This is a genomic window from Chimaeribacter coloradensis, assembly GCF_002858715.1.
Classification (GTDB): domain Bacteria; phylum Pseudomonadota; class Gammaproteobacteria; order Enterobacterales; family Enterobacteriaceae; genus Chimaeribacter; species Chimaeribacter coloradensis.
Window position 1 is genome coordinate 1 of the sequence record NZ_PJZH01000006.1, and the last position, 20,635, is coordinate 20,635.

A 20,635-nucleotide genomic window follows, 5' to 3' on the forward strand; every position below is an offset into this window, starting at 1 on the left:
AGCCACTTCCAGGTGATCGTGGTTGGCGCGCAGTTCGACGGCATGAGCCGTGTGAAAAAGCAGCAGGGTTTAAATGAAATCTTTTAAATTGATCTGTTGTAAAACAACCACTAAATAGAAAATGTCTTTCTATTTTAAACATGTCGTAAGCTTATGCTAACTAAGCATGTATAAAATCTATTAGCTATAAGAAGCAAAAATAAAAGGGCGGCCACCGGCCGCCCTTGTTGTACGCATCAGATGAGGTTATTCGCCGAGACGGTAACGCTCCAGCCAGTGGGCGTACGGGGCCGGCAGCACCCAGGAGGGCTTCTCAACCTGGAGCTGTTGCGCCAGGCGGTAGCTGTAGTGCGGGTCGGCCAGCATGGCGCGGCCAATCATCACCAGATCCATATCCCCTTCCGCGATGCAGCGTTCCGCCACGGAGGCCGATTCCACACCCCAGGAGGAGGCGACCGGCAGGTCAGCTTCGTTGCGCACGCGGCGGGCAACCGGTGCCAGGAAACCCGGGCCCCACGGGATGTTGCTGTCCGGCGTGGAGAAGCCGACGCTGACGTTCAGCATATCCAGCCCTTTTTCGCGCAGGATGTTGGTCAGGGCGATTGCCTCGCTCAGCGTCTCTTCGTCGCGGCCGTCATACTCAATCACGCCGAAACGGGCGGTCAGCGGCAGATCCTGCGGCCATTCGGCGCGCACGGCGTCAAAGGTTTCGATCAGGAAACGGCTGCGGCCGTTGAAGTCCCCGCCGTATTCGTCGGTACGCTGGTTGGCGTGTACGGAGAAGAAGCTCTGCGCCAGGTAGCCGTGGGCGAAGTGCAGCTCCAGCCACTCGAAACCGGCATCACGCGCACGGCGTGCGGCGGCCACGAAGTCCGCGGTCACGCGCTGGATCTCCGCTTTGGTCATGGCTTTCGGCACTTTCGGCAGGTTTTTGCCGAAGGCGACCGCCGACGGGGAGAGGGTTTCCCAGCCGCGGGCGTCGCCTTCCGGGAGATGGTCGTCGCCTTCCCACGGGGCGTTGGCGCTGGCTTTGCGCCCGGCGTGGGCGATCTGGATGCCCGGCACGGCACCGGCTTCTTTGATCGCTTTGGCGATGTTTGCCAGTTCAGCGGCCTGCTCGTCATTCCAGATGCCGAGGTCGCCCGGGGTGATGCGGCCCTCCGGCGCTACCGCCGTGGCCTCAACGATCACCAGACCGGCACCGCCGCGCGCCAGCCCGGCGTAGTGTACGCGGTGCCAGTCATTGACCAGGCCGTCAACCGCCGAGTATTGGCACATCGGCGGGACGGCAATACGGTTTTTGAGCGTCACGTTTTTCAGCGTGAACGGTGTAAACAGCTGAGCCATAGTTCTCTTCTCTTCTTCATGAAATTGCCTTTGCCCACACGGGCAAGGGCAACCAGCCTAGTGCCTTTCTTCCGGCCGCGAGTTGATATTTGTGCGGTTTGGCGAGGTGAGGCGGCCATAAACCACCAGCGAGAGCATGGCGGCGAAGGAGAGCAGCGCAGCCGGCAGGGCGACGTAGTTGTAGGCGAGGTTCAGGGTGATCATCATCCCGCCGCAGAACGCCCCCAGGGCGCTGCCGAGGTTAAAGGCGATCTGCCCGCCCGCCGCGCCGAGCATCTCGCCGCCTTTGGCATTTTGCAGCAGCAGGATTTGCAGCGGCGCGGAGAGGGCAAACAGCCCGGCGCAGCAGATAAAGGCCAGGGCGAGTGAGGCTGCCTGCTGGTAAGCGAAGAAGAAGGTCAGCAGCAGCGCGGCCACGATCACGAAATCCATCAGCACCGCGATACGCAGCGGTGACAGCCGCACCGACAGCCGGGCGCTGAAGAGATTCCCCAGCACCATGCCCAGCCCGGCCAGCATCATGATCCCCGGCATCGCCGCCTCAGGGAAGCCGGAAATCGTCATCATCACCGGTTTGATGTAGCTGAACCAGGCGAAGACCCCGGCGTTGCCGCACATCGTCGCCAGGAAAATCAGCCACGGCTCAGGCGCTTTCAGGAACAGGAACTGCTCGCGCAGCGTGGTGGCGGCGTTGTCAGAGAGATCGGGGATCCAGAAAAAGACCGAAGCCATCACCGCGAGGTTAAACACCGAGATCAGCAAAAACGGCGCACGCCAGCTGAACTCATGGCTCAGCCAGGTGCCGAGCGGGATGCCGATCAGGTTCGCCAGCGTCATCCCTGAGACCATGCCCGCCACTGCCGCCGTGACTTTGCCGGGCCGGGCGACCTTGGTCAGCAGGATCGCGCCGACGCCGAAAAACGCCCCGTGCGGGAAACCGGAAACCAGCCTGCCGACTACCAGCATCAGGTAGGAGGAGAGGGTGAAGATCGCGTTGCCGAGCACGCACAGCGCCACCAGGAACAGCAGCTGGGTTTTCAGGGAAAACCGGGTGGAAACCAGCGCCATCACCGGCGCGCCGATTACCACGCCGAGCGCGTAAAACGAAATCATATGCCCGGCGTCGGGGAGAGTGATCTGCACATCCTGCGCCAGCTCCGTCAGCACCCCCATCATGCCGAATTCGGCCATGCCCAGCCCGAAGGCCCCCATCGCCAGTGCGGTTACCACCTTTTTCATCAATCCTGATCCCTGTGTTGTTTGTTGTAGGGTAGCGCCTGCCGCCTCGGCGGGGGAGTCACGTTACCCCTGAATTTAGTGACGTTTCGGCTATACCCCGGCCGCCGGCCCCAGCGCGGTTTTCAGGGCATCGATAAAGGCGGTGACGCGGCGCGGCAGATAGCGCGCCGTGGGTAGCACGGCCCAGATGGAGAGCGGCTGCGGGGCAGCGTCGCCCAGCGTGATTTCCAGGAGTTTCCCCTGGCTTAACTCCTCTTTCACATCCCAGTAGGTCAGCTGGGCCAGCCCCAGCCCCTGGATACAGAGTGCCCGGATGCCTTCGACATTGCTGGAGGTGAAACGCCCCTCCACGCTGTGGCTGATGATCTGCCCGTTTGCCGCAAATGACCAGTTCAGCACGTTGGTCAGCCGCAGGCAGTTATGCACGCGGAGATCGCGGAGGAGGCCCGGCGTGCCGCAGCGGGCGAGGTAGCCGGGCGAGGCGCAGAGAATGCGGGGGTTATCGGCGATTTTCCGCGCCACCAGGCTGGAGTCACGCAGCGGGGCGACCCGCACGGCCACATCAATACCGCGGCTGACGATGTCCACCACCTCATCGTTGAGCTGGAGGTCGATCCGCATTTCCGGGTTAGCCAGCAGCAGATCGGGGATCAGCGGGACAATCGTCCGGCGGCCTAACCCGGAGGGCGCGGTGATACGCAACAGCCCGCCCGCGCCCAGCGCTTCCGGCGTAAACAGGGCTTTGGCACTGGCTTCTGCCTCCGTCATCGCCCTGGCGTAAGGGATAAACTCTTCGCCCTCCTGCGTCAGAGAGAGGGCGCGGGTGGTGCGCTGGATAAGCCGCTTGCCCACTTCCTGCTCCAGCAGCGCCAGCCGCCGTGAGACGGACATCGGCGAAAGGTTAAGGCGGCGGGCGGCCTGCGCCATACTGCCGCTTTCGGCGATCACCAGAAACAGGTGCACATCGCTGAGGTTCATCATAGCTCCCGGAGATGACAAAAGGTGAGAAACGGCAGTATAACGTTTTCCGCTATACCGGCCTATCCGGATAAGGGATTCTAACGGGAATGCGGGAGGATTATATTCTCTGCCGAGATAAAAAAGTTACCCGGAGAAATGATGATGACCTCACCGCTTTTTACCCCCTATACCCTGGCTGGCCGGCCGCTTAAAAACCGCCTGGTGGTGGCCCCGATGACCCGCGTCAGCGCCTCGGAAGAGGGTGTCGCCAGCGAAAGAATGCAGCACTACTACCAGGACTTTGCCCGCGGCGGCTTTGGGCTGGTGATCTCAGAAGGGATCTATATCGATGCGCAGTGGTCGCAGACCTATGCCTGTCAATCAGGGATGGTGAATGCCCGGCAGGCGAAAGCCTGGCGCAATATTACCGATGCCGTCCATGCGCAGGGCAGCCGGATTATCGCCCAGATCCAGCATTCCGGGGCGTTGTCACAGGGGAACCCTTACCGTTCCGGCACCGTGGCACCGTCGGCGGTGCAGCCGGCGGGTGAACAGCTCACCTTCTACCGTGGCGAGGGGAAATACCCGGTGCCGCGCGCGCTGGAGGAGTCAGACATCCTGGAGATTGTGGCGAACTTTGCTGACGCCGCCGCGCGGGCGGTGGAAGAGGCGGGCTTTGACGGCGTGGAAATCCATGGTGCCAACGGCTACCTGCTCGACCAGTTCCTGACGGCGCACACCAACCTGCGCACCGATGCCTGGGGCGGCGATACCGCCGCACGTTTGCGGCTGATCCTGGAAGTGATCAAGGCCGTCCGCGCCCGCGTGGGTCACGGTATTCCGGTGGGTATCCGTATTTCCCAGGGCAAGGTAAATGATTTCCACCATAAGTGGGCGAATGGCGAAGAGGACGCGCGCACGGTGTTCACGCTGCTGGCAGCGTCGGGCGTGGATTATATCCACATCACGGAGTACGAAGCCTGGAAGCCTGCGTTTGCTGATAACGCCCTGTCGCTGGTGGCGCTGGCGCGTAAATTTGCGCCGGGCGTGACACTGATTGCCAACGGCAGCCTGCACCAGGTGCCGGAAGCGGAGTTAAGCCTGCAACAGGGCGCAGACCTGATCGCCCTGGGCCGCGGCGCGCTGGCCAACCACGACTGGCCTGAACGCGCCCAACGCGGCGAGCCGCTGCGTGAATTCAACCGGGACATCCTCGGCCCGATTGCTGACATCAAAGCGTGTGAGCTGCCCGCCTGATCCCTGCCTTTCGCTTCCCGGCATCTGTCAGGCCGGGAATCATGTCGCTTACTTTTGCTGAATCGGTTTAATTATCGGCACGAAACGCGTGATATTTGCCGCATATAATGTTGCAAAAAGGTAAATAAATTCACCTTTTCGTGATACATCCCACGTTTATCGGCGTAAAAACACCCCGATCCCGGCTGCGGTGATACCAGTCACGTTTTCTGCGCCCTGCTGTTTGTACTCTGGCGGCTCTTTAGCTAAATCAATTCAGCAATGGGACGAAAAAGATGAAAAAAGCGTGTCTGGCAGGGATGATAATGGCGGCAATCAGCGGGCAGGCTGCGGCGCAAAGCTGGGTGCTGACGGATGCTGAAAACGGTACCGAGCTGGGAAACTGGCAGGTCAGCAGCCAGTCGCTGAAGCTGGGCGGTGAGCGCTTCAGCCTGCAACAGAAAGTGCTGCATGGCGGCAAGCAGGAAGGCTCGAAAGTCCTGACGATCACCAGTGAAAACGGCCTGACCATCGCGCTCAGTCCGACGCGCGGCATGGATCTGCTGCATGTGAACGGCCACGGCGTGCGCCTCGGCTGGGATTCGCCGGTGGATGAGGTCGTCAACCCCGCCTATATCAACCTGGAGAGCCGTAACGGGCTGGGCTGGCTGGAAGGGTTCAACGAGATGATGGTGCGCTGCGGCTTTGAATGGACCGGCCACCCGGTCACCAAAGAGGGCATGATCTACACCCTGCACGGCAAAGCGGGCAATACCCCGGCCTCAAAAGTGGAAGTGATTGTGGAGGATCAGGCCCCCCATGAGATCCGCATCCGCGGCCTGCTGAAAGAGACAACCTTCAAAAAAGCCAAACTCGAAACCTGGACGGAGCTGCGCTACGTGCCGGGCGCGGACGCCTTTACCCTTCACGATGTGCTGACCAACAAAGCGGACTACCCGCACGATTACCAGATCATCTACCACAGCAACTTCGGGGTGCCGATCCTGGAGAAAGACGCACGTTTCATCGCGCCGCTCAAATCGGTGTCGCCGTTTAATGACTACGCGAAAAAAGGGCTGGCTGACTGGAATGTGTATGGTGCGCCGACCAAAGATTTCGATGAAATGGTGTTTAACCTGGTGCCGAAAGCGGACAGCAACGGCAAGACGGTGGCCGCGGTGGTCAACAGCAAAGGGGACAAAGGTGCATCGATTGAGTTCGACACCCGCCAGTTGCCGCTGCTGACGATGTGGAAAAACACCGATACCCTGAAACAGGGCTATGTCACCGGCATTGAGCCGGGCACCAACTACGCCTACCCGGTGACCATCGAAAAAGAGCAGGGCCGGGTGAAACAGCTGCAACCGGGGCAAAGCACCGAGTTCGTGCTGACCTATTCACTGCTGAAAGATGCTGACGCGGTGAAACAGACCGAGGCGCGGATTAAACAGCTCCAGGGCGATGAGAAAACCACGGTGGATGAGAAGCCGATCGCCGTTGAGTAACCCCGCACCGGGCGATGCTCATCATCGCCCGGCATGGCATGACACTGTCACGTGATTTTCCCGCTGCGTAACGCATATTGGTAGAGCTGGTCACGCGCGAGGTTTTTCATTTTCACTTCGCACATGATATCGAACGCATCAAACGACAGCGCCCAGTCATTCAGGGCGTTATTGAAGTAGTAGTCGGAATGCGCCCGGAGTTTGCTTTTTGAGACGCCCAGCCCCTGCTGATCCGGGAAGCCCTGTTCCGGGATCAGCCCTTCCTGGGAGATGGAATAGTGCAGCACCGGCCGCACACCCCGCCAGGAGGCGATGACCCGCGCCACGCGCGGATCGTCCGGCGTGATAAACTCCGCCTCTTTAACCCAGTGGTGGTGGATGTCCAGCACGATCGGGCATAACGCCTCCGCCTGCAGTACATCGTCCAGGGAGCAGGAGATCTCATCATTCTCTACCGTCAGCATCCGCTGCGTCTCTTCCCGGAGCTGCCGGAACGCCTCCTGAAAGCCTTCAAACCCTTTCCGGCCATTCATATGGATGTTGATTTTAAAATCCTGGAAGGTCTTGCCGTAGCCCATTAACCGTGCGCAAAGGGCATGGTATTCCACATCCTCAATGGCGCGCTCCACCACTAACGGATTATCCGATGCCAGCACCGAATATTGCCCCGGATGGAAAGAGAGGCGGATATTATATTGCCGCGCAATCTCACCGCAGCGGGTAAATAAGGGGGCGAGCTCCGGCAGAAAATCGTTATAGATCGGCGTCGCTTCCGGCACCGTATATAACGGCAGCAGATCGCTGCCTATTCTCATCATGCGTAATGCATCCGGCAATAATGCCAGTTTCTCCAGCGTTAAGGCGAAATTCGTCAGATTGGCAACGGAGAGGTCGTAAATCAGTTTTTTCTGTTCGTCAGCCAGTAAACTCAGGAAACGTGTCCTGGTGGTGGCTTTGAAAGGAAAAGGCTGTTTCAGGTCAGCATCAAGATATTTACACGCAAAGCCTAGTTTCATTATACCCCCTGTGAACGTTACTTAAGTGTAACAGCTCACAGGAGGATGGCCTGCCGCAGGGCTACTCTTTCTCCGCAACCCCCGGCCCGCCGGTAAACCCGACACGGCCGATAAAGGGCAACCGCAGCGCCGGGGAGGCGATATCCACGCCGAGGTTCAGGCCCAGGATGTTGAACTCCAGCCCCTCCTGGATGCCTGCCGTCACCCCCAGCACGCCCAGGAGCGAGACCTGCACACCCCGGCCGGACGGCGGCAGCCCCACCGGGCTGAGCAGCGGGCGGTAGTCCTTGCCGATGGCGTTGGAGGGCAGATCCAGCGCCAGCGCCGGCACTTCACGGCCAATGTGCGCCATAAAGGTGTTGCTGTTCGGGCCGGGCCAGGCGTGGTAGGTGTGCGCGAACGGGTAACGCGAGATCGCCGACTCAATCTGCGGGATCATCGCTTCCGCCTCCGGCCCCTGATGGGAGACCAGCAGCGCGGGCTGGGAGCCGAACCAGAACCCATCCGGGATCGCGTAGTTACGGCGCACCACGTTGCTGCTGCCCCAGCCGATGACGTCGTAACGGGTGTACTGGGTATCGCCTGCCCGTTTAAAGATGATCCAGGGGTGCAGCGCCACCCGCCCGCGCCAGCCGTAGGTCGGGGCTGCATAGACCTGCACAATGGCAATTTTGCTGAAAGTGACCGGGTCAGGCGCGAGGCGGGCAGAGTCACGGCGGGCGGTCGCCCAGCTCTGGCCGATTGGCGATTCCCGCTCCTGCGTTGCCCGCGCAAAGCTATACCCTAATGACAGAAATACAACACAGAGATAACAGAGACTAAACCATTTAAGGTAAACCATAGTGTCTTCGCGGTGAGGGATGGTCAAACCACTAAAATACTGTAATTAAATACAGCAGACAAGGCGCAGCGGGGCGAAAAAATGGATATTTTATCGCCAGGTTTTGACGCATTGCGCGCCAAGCTGCGTGGAAAACCAGCACTCCCGCCGCCGGAAAACGCGGAAAACCAGAACCTTAACTATACTGAACGCTATGTCGACTCAACACGGGATGTACCTATGATCAAAACAATGGAAGAACTCGATAAGGTCCGTGATGACTGTTACCGCCTGGTCACCCGTCGATCGTCACTTTCCGGCGTGGCTTCCGCCGTGCCGCTGCCGGGCGTGGATGTCGGTTCCGATGCCGCCATTCTGCTGGAGATGTTGCCGGCCATCAGCAAGCGGTTTGAGCTGTCCGATGCGGACATCGAAGCGCTGGATCCCACCACCAAAGCGCTGGTGCTGACCACCGCAGGCAGCATCGGATCGAAAGTGATTGGCCACGCGGTCACGCGGGATCTGGTGATCCGGTTGCTGAAAAAAGTCGGCGTGAAAATGGCGTCGAAACAACTGGTGAAATATGTGCCTTTTGCCGGACAGATTATTGCCGCCGGCATTGGCTTCACCGCCATGAAATATATCGGCAACGCCCACGTCAATGCCTGTTATCAGGTGGCAAAAGCCTATCTCGGTCACCCGGAAAACAGTGAAAACCGGGTATTACCCAAGGTGTAACCTTATTTCCCGCTTCTCTGATGAGGCGGGAAATAACCCATACGCTATGCCATCCGGCTATTTTCGACGTTAAGCCGGTCGCCTTTATATTTGTGGTTTAAATTTTCTACGTTATCCTGCTCAATAATGCTGAACAGATAGTCAGAGTATTTTTCCAGCGCCTCCTGCATCTGGTCAATATAATCGTGGCGGTCGTAGGTGCGGTCCAGCCCCACCAGACTCTGGTTGAGGATTTTCCGGGAGACATCACTGGTGACATTCAGCGCCGCCAGGCAGCTCCGGGCGGTACGGCGCAGATCGCGCGGCGAAAAGGGTTCCAGCGTTGGCATGGTCGGGTCGCTGGTCATGCGCCGTAACGCCTGGCTGAGCACCACTTTAGACATCGGCGCGTCCGGTTTTTTACTGGACGGCACCAGCCATTCACTGCCTTTTCCGGCGGCGATCAGCTTCTCAATGCAGAGCGCCATGATCGGGCTGATTGGCAGCCGGTGATCGCGGTGGGATTTGTTGCGGTTACCCTGGTTCCACATGCCATTTTCCAGATCGAACTCGCTGACCCTGGCGCGCAGCACTTCATCCGGGCGGCGCGCGGCGGCCAGCACCAGCCGGGAGGCCCAGCGCGTTGACTCGCTGACGTTGTGGTAATCCCAGATATGCCAGAAGACCCAGATTTCGGCCTCAGAGAGTGTACGTTCGCGCGGCGCAGGCGCAGTACCGCCCACTTTATTGATCGGAATGTCCCCAACCGGGGATTGTGCCAGATAGCCCTGATAGACACACCAGGCGAGAAACTGCTTCATCAGCGAAAAGACGCGCTTACTCTGGACAATTTTCCCCTGCATGATCAGCGGGTTGGTCAGCCGGTTTACCGTGACTTTGCTTATCTTAGAAATGGGCAGGTCGCCGATTTTCGGCATCACATGGATCAGGATGCAGTGCACCCCCAGCTCCGGCCGCCGCCGGGTGACCATCAGCGACAACCGGGTAAACAGCATAAAGGCTTTGCTGAACACCGGGTCATCGTCCGAGTAGTCTTCCAGCGCCTCAATCGGCGCGTCGAGCGTGGCGGTCAGGTAAGCGATGGTTTCCGCCGAGCAGTTCTCCGCCGCTTTTTCAATGTTAAAGCCTTTTATCATCAGTGATCCCCCCAGTATTTCCCGTAGCATACCGTGCCGGAAGAAATGATTCCATACCTTACAAGTATGGAATCATTATGGCGTATTTTGAGGGTTTCTATGCGGGGAAGATGAGGGGATGATGGTTACAGACAGAAAGCCTGTGGCCCGGATGTTCATGCTGTTTTATGAGCTACCCGATGCTAAGAAGTAAAAATGAAAAGGCTCCTATGAGAGCCTTAACGATAGGTGCAGCTTAGCAACCTTCAGATGTTTCGCCTGCTTTGCCGGTTCTGCCACATCCCTCTCTTTTTCATACTGCCAGGCTTAACCCGCTAGCCCCCTCAATGCAGATCAGAACGCTACAGAGCCATCGCTTTTGATGATCAATTTTTAGTGTGCTTAACCATAACGCCTCTTGTCTGGCTTACAGCCAGAGAGAGTACTGAAAGCATGTCAAAAGAGTACCAATAAGGCACCTTATCAGTACCTTTTGAACAGGATAATGATGGCAAAAAAAGCCTTATATTTCCGTTTGCTATACTTTTCCCATAACGCATTGAGAGATAACCGGAGAGAGAATGGCCCAGCAAAAAAGCACTTCTGAAGAATCTGATGTACAGGCGGAAGAGATACTCAGCACCTGCGTTGACCTGAACGGAAACGCCTACCGTTACCCGGCGGGCAAGGCGCAGCTTTCGGTGATGCGCCTGAGCCTGCCGCCCCATACTGCGTTGCCCTGGCATACCCACGCGATGCCCAATATCGCTTATCTGCTGTCCGGGGAGTTGACGGTAGAGGATAAAGAGACCGGACGGACGCATACGTTCTATGCCGGGCAGGCCATCAATGAGTCGGTAAACAGTGCCCACCGTGGCTACACCACCGGGCAAGGGGCTGAACTGGTGATCACCTACGCGGGCGTCGAAGGGCAAACGCTTACCGACCCGCTGCCGGGTGAACCGGAAGAGTTCTGATGTCACTTATGGCCGGGAGGTTAACGGCTTTCCGGCGTGGTGAGGCGTGATAAACAGGCAAACCGGACAGCGCTTTTTCCGCGCCATGCGTATGTTGCAAAAATTAACACGCAAGGCTGTCTGATTTCCCCTTTCTTCTTAGCCCATTCACGCTGATTTCTGAGTAATTCACTATAAATTAAGAGCTTGAGAACGTTTGCCCAAATTTTGCACCCGATTGCAAAAAGCGTTTGCAATCGGGTGCAAAGATCAACATAATCGCAACATTAGCAGCATCACCCAGTCATCCCTGTTTCTGCGCCCATCACGGGCAGCGTGAAAGGTTTCTTTTCCGGTGTGTTTGACGTTCAATGCAGGGCAAACACACGGACAAAAACGCAGGGTCTATGACGAAAAAAGATGAAGCGGGACTGCATCGCAAAGCCACCGCCAGCGATGTGGCCATGTTGGCAGGCGTCTCCAAATGGACGGTTTCCCGGGCCTTTACCCCCGGTGCCTCAATTTCAGACAAAGCGCGGGCGCAGGTTGAGGCCGCCGCCAGGGCGTTGGGCTACCGGCCTAATTTGCTGGCACGCAGCCTCTCGCAGAAGCGGACGCACATTATCGGCGTGGCGATTGATGAACTGAAAAACCCGCATTCGATGCTGATGCTGGATGCGGTGACCCGGCAACTGCAGGCGCGCGGCTATATGGCGCTGCTGCTGAACATCACGGCCGGTGAACACTACCGCTCGGTGATGGACATGGCCGATCAGCTTCAGGTAGACGGCATCCTGTTCCTCGGGACAGTGCTGACCGAAGAGCTGATCGACGTCGCCCACGATCTGCACCATATCCCGCTGGTGCAGGTGGGCCGCAATACCGACGATGCCGGCATCGCCGTGGTTAACACCGACGGCTACCGGGCAGGCGGCGAGATCGCGGCGCTGCTGCTGGCGCAGGGGTATACCCGCTTCGGTTATATGAAAGGGCCGGATACCGCCTCTAACCACCTGCTGCGGATGGAAGGGTACCGCGACGGGCTGGCGGCGGCCGGTTACCCGCTCAGCCTGCACCTCACCGCCGGGCACTATGACCGCACGCTGGCCTACCAGGCGATGACGGCCTATCTGGACGCCGTGCCGCCTGCGGATCGCGTGGAGGCGCTGTTTTGTGAGAATGACATCCTGGCGCTGGGCGCGCTGGAGGCGCTGCAGGTGACCGGCCAGTCACATCAGGTGGCGATCGTGGGGTTCGATGATATTGACGAAGCCGGCGCGCCGGGCTGGCAGTTAACCAGCTACCGCCAGCACACGGAAAGATTGATCGACGAGGCGCTTAACCGCCTTATCGAAGATCGTGCCACTGACGAAGGCGAGTGGCGTTATGGTGAGCTGCGTATCAGGCGGTCCCACCTGAAAATGTGAAATGGACAAGGAGGAGAGATGAAGTTTGCATTGCACGGGGTATCCGTCTGGCACAGCAATGCCGTCACCCAGCTGCGTATTGCCCGGGAAACCGGCTACACCGGCCTGGAGCTGCTGCCTGAACATCTGTTCCGTTACCTGGACAATGGCGGCAGCTATGCCGGTTACCGCCAATTGATGGAGAAATACCAGATAACGATCACCTGCCTGAATGCCCTGAAGCGCATTGGCCGCCACCAGCCCGAAGAGCGCGCGACCATGCTGCAGGAGGCGGAGAAACTCTGCCGGGCTGCCGTGGAGCTGGGCTGCCCGGTGGTGCAGATCATGGCGCTGACGGAGCTTGACTCTCTTCCTGAAGCACGCCGGAACGCCATTCTGCGTGAGAACATCAGTGCCATTGCTGACATCGGCAAGCCGCTGGGCATCAGGTTCCAGATCGAGGTAGTGGCGTTTACCGCCTTCAACTCCCTGCAACAGGCGCTGGAGATTATCCGGCAAACCGGCAAAGACAATGTCGGCGTGGTCATCGATTTCTGGCACCTGCATGCCGGTGGAAACACCCGCCCCGATGAGGTGGCCGCGATGGACCCCTCCCTTATCTATGGGGTGCATTTCTGCGATGGCCGTGCCGCCCGCCCTGGTGAAGCCTGGGACGAGTGGGTGCAGCGTAACTATGCGCCGGGGGAAGGTGACGTCGACATCCCGGCCTGGGTCAGCGCCGTCCGGGCCACCGGCTATGACGGCGTCTGGTCACCTGAACTGCTCAGCCCGCGCAACTGGGAGCATGACCTCTGGGACATTGCCGCCGGTTGCCTCGACAGCATGAAAGCCTGCGATCTCCATTAATCCGGCGTTAACCCACCGGGGCGGCTGCTGACGGCCCCCCGGTAACACGCTGCGCCGGGCGCAGAGCTCTCCCTCTGGGTAACCCGGTTAACCCCCTTTTTAGTTGATGCGTTCCCTCCCGTGGAACGTACCCACAGTCACGCCCGCAGGGCATAAAAACTTGTTTCAAGACAGGGCGGGCAGGCTGTGGCCGTTTCCTGGGGCGTGGCGCAACTGAAATAAACCACAGCGTTATTTTCCGGCAATGTTGCCGGCTATTAAGGAAACAGACATGAACCGGAGAGAGGCCCTCTTTTCATTAAGTTCACTGGTGGCGTCACTGGCCGTGGTGCCCAGAGTGGGCGCACGCGAGCTGCATAATGTGCCGCCGGAAACGCCGCTGAACGCCGACCACCTGCCGCAACCCGCGCGGCTGGGCGGCTATCAGGTGCTGACGGACGAAACCGCACGTAAAAATCTGACCGCCGTGTTTGACCGGCTGATCCCGGCCGATGAGCACGGCCCCTCTGCCAGCGAGGCGGGCTGCATTGAATTTATCGATAACGAACTGGCGGGCGACTACGGCAGCGGGGCCGCGCTCTACCTGCAAGGGCCGCTGCGCCCGGAGAACGAGGCAGCGCTGATGGGCAGCCCGCAGTTCCTCGCCCCGCCGCGCGAGCGCTATCTCGCCGGGTTACAGGCGCTGGAAGCCTGGGCGCAGCGGACGTATCACACCGCGTTCCATGCGCTGACGGCCGATCAGATTGACGCCTGCCTGACAGGGCTGGAGAGCGGGCAGCTCACGCTGGCAGCTGACGTCGACAGCCGGGCCTTTTTTGAACTGATGTTGCAGAACGCCCGCGAAGGCTACCTGGCCGACCCGATGTATGGCGGCAATAAAAATATGGCGGGCTGGAAGATGATCGGTTTCCCCGGTGCCCGTTACGACTACCGGCCCTATATCGACCGCCGGAACGAAGATTTGGGTCTTATTCCTGTCAGCCTGATCCCCAACGATTAATAAGCAGAGCATTTATGTCGCAGATAAGAAAAAAAGCGGATGTGGTCATTGTCGGCCTGGGCTGGTCTGGTTCCGTGATGGCTGAGGAGCTGACGCGCGCCGGGTTGAATGTGGTGGCGATTGAACGCGGCGCATGGCGTGACACCTCCACCGACTTCCCGCCCGCTGTAGACCCGGACGAGTTGCGCTGGCGCATCCGCCGTAAAATCATGCAGCCGATGAGTGTGGAAACCACCACCTTCCGTAACCGCAGCAACCAGGACGCCGCCCCGGTGCGCAACTGGTCAGCCTTCCAGTTTGGCTGGAACGTGGGCGGCGCAGGCACCCACTGGGCCGGGATGTCCTGGCGCTTCTCGCCGTGGGATTTTGAGATAGCCACCCAGACCCGCGAGCGTTACGGCGCAGCCAAAATGCGCGGGCTGCAACTCCAGGACTGGGGCGTGACCTATGAGGAGATGGCCCCGTTCTACGACCGCTTCGAGCGCATCGCCGGGACATCCGGCATTGCCGGTAACCTGAATGGCCAGACCCAGCCGGGCGGCAACCCGTTTGAGGGGCCGCGCACGCGCGACTACCCGACCCCGCCGCTGAAAGATACACACTGGATGCGCAAATACCGGGAAACCACCCAACGGATGGGCTACCACCCCTTCACCATCCCGGCCGGCAATATCTCCCAGGCCTACGTCAACCCGCTGGGGGTGACAATGGGGCCGTGCACCTACTGCGGCTTTTGCGATTTCCACGGCTGTGGCAACTTCTCCAAATCCTCACCGCAGGCCTGCATTCTGCCTGCGCTGATGCGCCGCCCCAATTTTACCCTGCTGACCGACACCGAAGTGCTGCACGCGGTGAAGCACGCGGACGGGAAAACTGTCACCGGGGTGAAATTTGTCACCAAAGAGGGGGAAGAGGGGTTCCAGCCGGCCGATATCGTCTGCATCACCGCCTACCAGATGGATAACGTGCGCCTGATGCTGCTCTCCGGCGTGGGCGAACAGTATGACCCGCGCACCGGCCGCGGCACCGTGGGCCGCAACTACAGCTACCAGACCTGCTCGATGGTGACCGGCTTCTTTGATAATGAGCATATGAACCCGTTCATCGGCGGCGGCGCGCTGGGCGTGCAGATTGACGACCTCAACGGCGACAACTTCGACCACAGCGATCTCAACTTCATCGGCGGGGCGGGCATCATGGGCTTCTCCACCAACGGGCGGCCCATCCAGAACATGGACAGCCTGCGGCCCGGCACCCCACGCTGGGGATCGGCGTGGAAAGCGGGCTACGCGCGGGATTACCAGACCGCCGCCGCCATCTTCTGCCAGGGTACCTCGATGCCGGTGCGGGACGCCTGGCTGGATCTCGACCCGACCTATAAAGACCGCCACGGCCAGCCGCTGTTGCGCATGACGTTTGACTGGAATCAGAACGATATCAACATGTCGTCCTACATCACCGACCGCGCGGCCGCCATCATGAAAGAGGTGGGCGGCAAACACCTGGTGATTGATAACCAGGCGGAGCGGGCATGGAACCCCTATATGCAGCACAGCTCCCATACCATCGGCGGCGCGGTGATGGGCGCTGACCCGACTACCTCGGCGGTCAACCCCTGGCTGCAAAGCTGGGACGCCCACAACCTGTTTGTGGTGGGCGCATCCGCCTTCCCGAACAACGGCGGCTATAACCCGACCCTGACCGTGGGGGCGCTGGCCATCCGCGCCGCGCAGGCGATCCACCAGACCTATATCAACAACCCTGCACCGCTGGTGGGAGGCTGACCATGCGCACCCGGAAAAAACTCGCTTATGGGGCCGCCGCGCTGGCGGTGCTGGCCGGCCTCGGCCTGCTGGGCAAACTCTGGCAGGTCATGGACACCTCCCGCTCCGGCGTGGCGGATGACACCGTAAAACTGGCAGACTTCCACAGCCGGGATCCTGAGGCGATCCGGCGCGGGGAGTATGCGATGCGGCTGGCGGACTGCGCCGCCTGCCACCAGCCCGATTTCTCCGGCGGTTACCGCATCACCACGCCGTTCGGCACGCTGTTTACCTCCAACATCACGCCTGACCGCGAAACCGGCATCGGCAACATGACGGAGCGTGATTTCTTCAACGCCGTGCGTCAGGGCAAAGGCGACCACGGCCTGCTCTACCCGGCCATGCCCTACACCGCCTATACGCAGATCAGCGACCAGGAGATGCATGACCTGTGGGCCTATATGTCGACGATGCCGCCGGTGTCACGCCATATTGATGAAAATGCCGGGATGCACTTCCCCTATAACCTGCGCCTGGCAATGGCGGGCTGGAACCTGCTGTTCTTCAACAACGCACCGTTCGAACCGGATAACCACCGGGACGCGGCCTGGAACCGCGGCAAATACCTGGTCGACGGCCCGGCGCACTGCAGCGTTTGCCACACGGCCCGCAATGCGCTGGGCGGCGAAGTCAGTGATGGCTATCTGCAGGGCGGCAGCCTGGGCGTCTGGTATGCGCCGGATATCACCCCCAACCCGCACAGCGGCACCGGCACCCTGAGCGATGCCCAGATTGTGGACTACCTCAAAACCGGGGCGGATGGGCGCAGCGTGGCGGCGGGGCCGATGGCCGAGGCGGTGGAGCACTCCACGCAGTACTTCTCTGACAGCGATTTACAGGCGATTACCGCCTACCTGCGCAGCCTGCCCGCCTCAGGCACCGCCGCCCCGGTGGCGTTCAGGATGGATGCGGCGCAGCAACAGCAGGCGGCGCTGAGTTACGAGGTGAACTGCTCCGCCTGCCACGGCCTGAAAGGGGAAGGCATCAGCGGGATGGTGCCCGCCTTTGCGGGCAACAGGGCGATGCTGAATGACCCGACCAACATGATCCACGCCATGCTGACCGGTGCGCGGGCGCCGCATACCGAACACCGCCAGACGGCCGCCGGTATGCCTTCGTTTGCGTGGAAAATGGATGACCGGCAGATTGCGGCGGTGCTGAACTACGTCCGCAACAGCTGGGGCAATCAGGCTGCGGAAGTCACGGCCGGGGAGGTCGGGGAATTACGCCGGGCCACCGACGCCCGGCAGAAGCTGGCCGTGCCGGCCCAGCGCTGACAGGCACCGGGCGCAGGCGGGGTTACCCGGCCAGCGCCCGGATCTGCTGAATCCCCCACAACGCCAGCGCGTGATCCTCGCGCGAGGGCAGCCCGCTGACGCTCACCGCCCCCAGTACCGCGCCGCTGCTGTTCAGCAGCGGGAACGCCCCGCCGTGGTCGGTATACCGTGCCTGATCGATAAACGCCTGCGCCGCCATCGGCTCACCCTTTTGTTCATTCACCAGCCCCACATACAGGGAGGCGTGGCCGTTACGCAGCACCGTGTTCCGTTTGCGCATCGCCCATTCGCTGTTTTCCAGACCGGCACCGGGCAGCGCGGAGAAAAACAGCACCTGCCCGAAGGCAAACACCTCAATCGCCACCGGCGCACCCTGCTCCGCCGCGCGTTGATGAAGGCACTGCCCGAGCTGCCAGGCCAGGGTGAAATCAAAATGGGTTAGGCGGTTGTCCGCCTCTTGTTGCAGCAAAAGATCAGGGGTGATGGGATCAGACACAGGAGTTTCCTTGTGGTTATTTGTGGAATTAATATTTCATTCACTTTATCACGCTGTCATCTCCCTCATGTGTGATCCTGTTCTCATTCACCCGCCTGCCTTACCCTCTCCACCCTCTTTTTATGCCGCTGCATGGCCTCTTTTTTCTGCGATGCGCTCTTTTTTGCACCCGGGAGCAAAAATTGTTTTAAGCGGCTCACATATTTAAAACAAACCATTCGAATTGTTTTAAATAGAAAATATATTCCATTGTGAATTCACAGATATCGCCGATTGGGCCACACAGTTCACTTCTCTTTCTGGCCGGGCGGCAGGGCAGAAACCAGCGATAAGGGTAAGCACGATGGAAACCAGGCAAACGCACTACAACATGAAATATGTGATGCTCTGCTGCACGGTCGCCGCCTTTGGCGGCCTGTTGATGGGCTACGACTCCTCGATTATTTCCGGCGCGATTGAGCCGCTGAGTGACTATTTCCAGCTCTCCCCGGCGCAAACCGGCTGGGCTGTCTCCAACATTCTGCTCGGCAGCCTGGCGGGCTGTTTTCTTGCACCCAGACTCAGCGACAGGCTGGGGCGCAAAAAAACGCTGGCTATCACGGCGCTGATCTTCACGCTCTCTGTGCTGGGCACCGCGCTGGCGCACAATTTCACCACCTTTGTGGTCTGCCGGATGTTCGGCGGCCTGGCGATCGGCCTCGCCTCGGTAATCTCTCCGGTCTACCTGGCGGAGCTTTCCCCTTCACGCTACCGCGGGCGCACCACCGCGCTCTACTCCGTCTGCTGCGTGGGCGGCCAGTCCGTGGTGCTGCTGACCAACTACTTCATCAGCAAATCGATGCTGCCGGCGGTGCTGGTGGAGGTCGGCTGGCGCTACATCCTCGCCACCGCGCTGCTGCCGTGCGCCCTGTTCCTGATTTTTATCGCCTTTATCCCGGAATCCCCGCGCTGGAACGTGCTGAAGGGGCGCGATAAGGCCGCGCTGGACACCCTGACGAAAATCTCCAACCCCACCCATGCCGCGACCGTGCTGAGCGAGATCAAAGGCGCGCTTGCCCCCTCCGCCGCGCATGGGCAGGGCAGGCGCGTTGGCCTGAGCAAAACCACCGTCCCGTTATTGATCGTCGGCATCGGCCTGGCGGTCGGGAACCAGCTCAGCGGGATTAACGTCATCCAGTATTTCGGCCCCTCCCTGCTGCGCAATGTGTTCCCTGACGGTGCATCCGCCCTGCTGCAAACCTTCTGGCTGTCGGTGTGCCAGTTTGCCGGCATCCTGATTGGCATGTCGCTGATCGACAAACTCGGCCGCCGCAAACTGCTGCTGATGGGGGCCATCGCCTCCTGCCTCTGCCTGGCTTACTCCTTTGTGGCGTTCTACGCCCACCTGCCGGGGATGCTGGCGGTGATTGGGCTGTTTGCCTACATGGTGTTCTTTGGGGTGACCTGGGGCCAGATTATCTGGACGGTGCTGGGTGAGATTTTCCCCACCGAGATCCGCTCGGTCTGTGTCGGTATCTCAATCTGCATGATGTCCGTGGCGAACTTTATTATCAGCACCACCTTCCCGGTGATGAACAGCAGCCCCCTGCTGCTGGAGCTGTTCCACGGCGGCTTCCCGCTGCTGCTGTTCGCGCTGTTCTCACTCGGCATGTATTTCTTCACCTTTCGCTTCCTGCCTGAGACGGCCAACGTGCCGCTGGAGCAGGTGCAGGCGCTGGTGCTGAAAAAATTCAACGTGGCGGCCCCGGCCACAACACCGGCCGCCGAAACGGCCAACCCCCGCTGACCCTGTAACGCCGGGCGTCTGCCGCCCGGCCTTTTTGATAAGGAGCGCCCGATGACCCTGCCTATCGCCAATGCCCCCTGCAGCTGGGGCGTGGATGACCCCGACAACCCCCACCTGCCCGCCTGGGAGACGGTGCTGAAAGAGGCGGCGCAGGCCGGCTACCAGAGCATTGAGTCCGGCCCGGTGGGTTACCTGCCTGAGGATGACCAGGTGCTGACGGCGGCCCTGAACCGCTACGGCCTCTCGCTGGTGGCGGGCACCCTTTTTGACGACCTGGTGAGCGAGGCCCATTTCCCGCACCTGCTGGCCCTGACGCACAGGATCTGCCGCCGGCTGGCGGCGGTGCCCACGGCACGTAAAACCGGTGCGCCGGGGCGGCAGCCGCCCTATCTGGTGATCATCGACTTCGGCCATGACGAGCGCGCCCGGTTCGCCGGGCAGAGCGCCCGCTCGCCCCGGCTGCCGGCGCCTGACCGGCAACGCATGATGCGCCATATCGCGGAAATCAGCCGGGTGGCCTGGGAAGAGTATGGCGTGCGCCCGGTTGTCCACCCCCATGCCGGGGGCTATATCGAATTCGCCGATGAGCTGGAAATGCTGATGGCCGAGATCCCGCATGAGCTGGCCGGGCTGTGCCTCGACACCGGCCACCTCTACTACGCCGGGATGGACCCGGTCACCTGGCTCGATAAATGCTGGCCGCGCATCGATTACCTGCACTTCAAGGATGTGGACCGCCGGGTCTTTGCGTCGGTGCTGGCGCGCGGCACCGATTTCTTCAGCGCCTGCGCCGAAGGGGTGATGTGCCCGCTGGGCCGGGGGGAGATCGACTACGCGGCCGTGCATGACCTGCTGGTGCGGCGCGGCTATGACGGGTGGATCACCATCGAGCAGGAGCGCGATCCGCGCAACGCCGCAGGCAGCCTGCAGGACGTCACCGCCAGCCTGCGCTACCTGCGGGAAACCGGCTTCTGACGCCCCGCCCTTGCAGGCAGAACATTGATTTCACCGGCAAGGGCAACTACGTTTAAACAGAGCTGTGTTTAAC

Annotated in this window: 18 protein-coding genes; 11 read left to right on the forward strand and 7 right to left on the reverse strand. The window is 60.3% G+C overall.

Annotated features, from left to right (window positions below; all coding sequences use genetic code 11):
* Positions 1 to 246: 246 nt before the first annotated feature.
* From CYR32_RS08475 to CYR32_RS08485, 3 genes are all read right to left on the reverse strand, one after another.
* Positions 247 to 1,347 (reverse strand): NADH:flavin oxidoreductase/NADH oxidase, encoded by a 1,101-nt coding sequence (locus CYR32_RS08475; RefSeq protein ID WP_101823962.1) that lies wholly within the window; start codon positions 1,345 to 1,347, stop codon positions 247 to 249.
* A 57-nt stretch (positions 1,348 to 1,404) separates the two neighbouring features.
* Positions 1,405 to 2,586 carry an MFS transporter AraJ gene (gene araJ / locus CYR32_RS08480; RefSeq protein WP_101823963.1) on the reverse strand — a complete coding sequence of 394 codons (1,182 nt, stop codon included), beginning with the start codon at positions 2,584 to 2,586 and terminating at the stop codon, positions 1,405 to 1,407.
* Between the two features lie 90 nt (positions 2,587 to 2,676).
* Positions 2,677 to 3,564 (reverse strand): LysR family transcriptional regulator, encoded by an 888-nt coding sequence (locus CYR32_RS08485; protein WP_101823964.1) that lies wholly within the window; start codon positions 3,562 to 3,564, stop codon positions 2,677 to 2,679.
* A 144-nt stretch (positions 3,565 to 3,708) separates the two neighbouring features.
* Between CYR32_RS08485 and CYR32_RS08490 the strand changes: the two genes are divergently transcribed.
* Both CYR32_RS08490 and CYR32_RS08495 read left to right on the forward strand, forming a co-directional pair.
* A complete protein-coding gene (locus tag CYR32_RS08490) occupies positions 3,709 to 4,803 on the forward strand; it encodes an oxidoreductase (RefSeq protein WP_101824105.1) in 1,095 nt (364 codons plus the stop codon).
* Positions 4,804 to 5,078: 275 nt separating this feature from the next.
* Entirely contained in the window at positions 5,079 to 6,287 is a 1,209-nt protein-coding gene (locus CYR32_RS08495) for an aldose 1-epimerase family protein (RefSeq protein ID WP_101823965.1), read from the forward strand.
* 47 nt (positions 6,288 to 6,334) lie between these two features.
* On the opposite strand, the gene CYR32_RS08500 is transcribed toward CYR32_RS08495, so the two are convergent.
* Positions 6,335 to 7,303 (reverse strand): apurinic/apyrimidinic endonuclease family protein, encoded by a 969-nt coding sequence (locus tag CYR32_RS08500; protein WP_101823966.1) that lies wholly within the window; start codon positions 7,301 to 7,303, stop codon positions 6,335 to 6,337.
* A gap of 61 nt (positions 7,304 to 7,364) precedes the next feature.
* Positions 7,365 to 8,144 (reverse strand): DUF3750 domain-containing protein, encoded by a 780-nt coding sequence (locus tag CYR32_RS08505; RefSeq protein ID WP_101823967.1) that lies wholly within the window; start codon positions 8,142 to 8,144, stop codon positions 7,365 to 7,367.
* Between the two features lie 219 nt (positions 8,145 to 8,363).
* On the opposite strand from CYR32_RS08505, the gene CYR32_RS08510 reads away from it, so the two are divergent.
* Positions 8,364 to 8,861 carry a hypothetical protein gene (locus CYR32_RS08510; protein ID WP_101823968.1) on the forward strand — a complete coding sequence of 166 codons (498 nt, stop codon included), beginning with the start codon at positions 8,364 to 8,366 and terminating at the stop codon, positions 8,859 to 8,861.
* Positions 8,862 to 8,905: 44 nt separating this feature from the next.
* Here the strand turns inward: CYR32_RS08510 and CYR32_RS08515 are convergent, their stop codons facing one another.
* A complete protein-coding gene (locus tag CYR32_RS08515) occupies positions 8,906 to 9,997 on the reverse strand; it encodes a tyrosine-type recombinase/integrase (protein ID WP_101823969.1) in 1,092 nt (363 codons plus the stop codon).
* A 560-nt stretch (positions 9,998 to 10,557) separates the two neighbouring features.
* Between CYR32_RS08515 and CYR32_RS08520 the strand changes: the two genes are divergently transcribed.
* The 6 genes from CYR32_RS08520 (at position 10,558) to CYR32_RS08545 (ending at position 17,305) form a co-directional block, all read left to right on the forward strand.
* Positions 10,558 to 10,953, forward strand: coding sequence for a cupin domain-containing protein (locus CYR32_RS08520; protein ID WP_101823970.1), 396 nt, complete (start codon positions 10,558 to 10,560; stop codon positions 10,951 to 10,953).
* 386 nt (positions 10,954 to 11,339) lie between these two features.
* A complete protein-coding gene (locus tag CYR32_RS08525) occupies positions 11,340 to 12,359 on the forward strand; it encodes a LacI family DNA-binding transcriptional regulator (protein WP_206602448.1) in 1,020 nt (339 codons plus the stop codon).
* Between the two features lie 18 nt (positions 12,360 to 12,377).
* Entirely contained in the window at positions 12,378 to 13,205 is an 828-nt protein-coding gene (locus tag CYR32_RS08530; protein ID WP_101823971.1) for a sugar phosphate isomerase/epimerase family protein, read from the forward strand.
* A 271-nt stretch (positions 13,206 to 13,476) separates the two neighbouring features.
* Positions 13,477 to 14,205, forward strand: a complete 729-nt coding sequence (locus CYR32_RS08535) for a gluconate 2-dehydrogenase subunit 3 family protein (RefSeq protein ID WP_101823972.1) — start codon at positions 13,477 to 13,479, stop codon at positions 14,203 to 14,205.
* A gap of 14 nt (positions 14,206 to 14,219) precedes the next feature.
* Positions 14,220 to 15,989 carry a GMC family oxidoreductase gene (locus tag CYR32_RS08540; protein WP_101823973.1) on the forward strand — a complete coding sequence of 590 codons (1,770 nt, stop codon included), beginning with the start codon at positions 14,220 to 14,222 and terminating at the stop codon, positions 15,987 to 15,989.
* Between the two features lie 2 nt (positions 15,990 to 15,991).
* Positions 15,992 to 17,305, forward strand: a complete 1,314-nt coding sequence (locus CYR32_RS08545) for a cytochrome c (RefSeq protein ID WP_101823974.1) — start codon at positions 15,992 to 15,994, stop codon at positions 17,303 to 17,305.
* A 22-nt stretch (positions 17,306 to 17,327) separates the two neighbouring features.
* On the opposite strand, the gene CYR32_RS08550 is transcribed toward CYR32_RS08545, so the two are convergent.
* Positions 17,328 to 17,801 (reverse strand): heme-degrading domain-containing protein, encoded by a 474-nt coding sequence (locus tag CYR32_RS08550; protein WP_101823975.1) that lies wholly within the window; start codon positions 17,799 to 17,801, stop codon positions 17,328 to 17,330.
* Between the two features lie 343 nt (positions 17,802 to 18,144).
* Here CYR32_RS08550 and CYR32_RS08555 point away from each other — a divergent pair, with 343 nt between their 5' ends.
* On the forward strand, positions 18,145 to 19,587 hold the full coding sequence (locus CYR32_RS08555; RefSeq protein WP_101823976.1) for a sugar porter family MFS transporter: 1,443 nt from the start codon (positions 18,145 to 18,147) through the stop codon (positions 19,585 to 19,587).
* 51 nt (positions 19,588 to 19,638) lie between these two features.
* A complete protein-coding gene (locus tag CYR32_RS08560; RefSeq protein WP_101823977.1) occupies positions 19,639 to 20,562 on the forward strand; it encodes a sugar phosphate isomerase/epimerase family protein in 924 nt (307 codons plus the stop codon).
* The last annotated feature ends 73 nt before the right edge of the window (positions 20,563 to 20,635 follow it).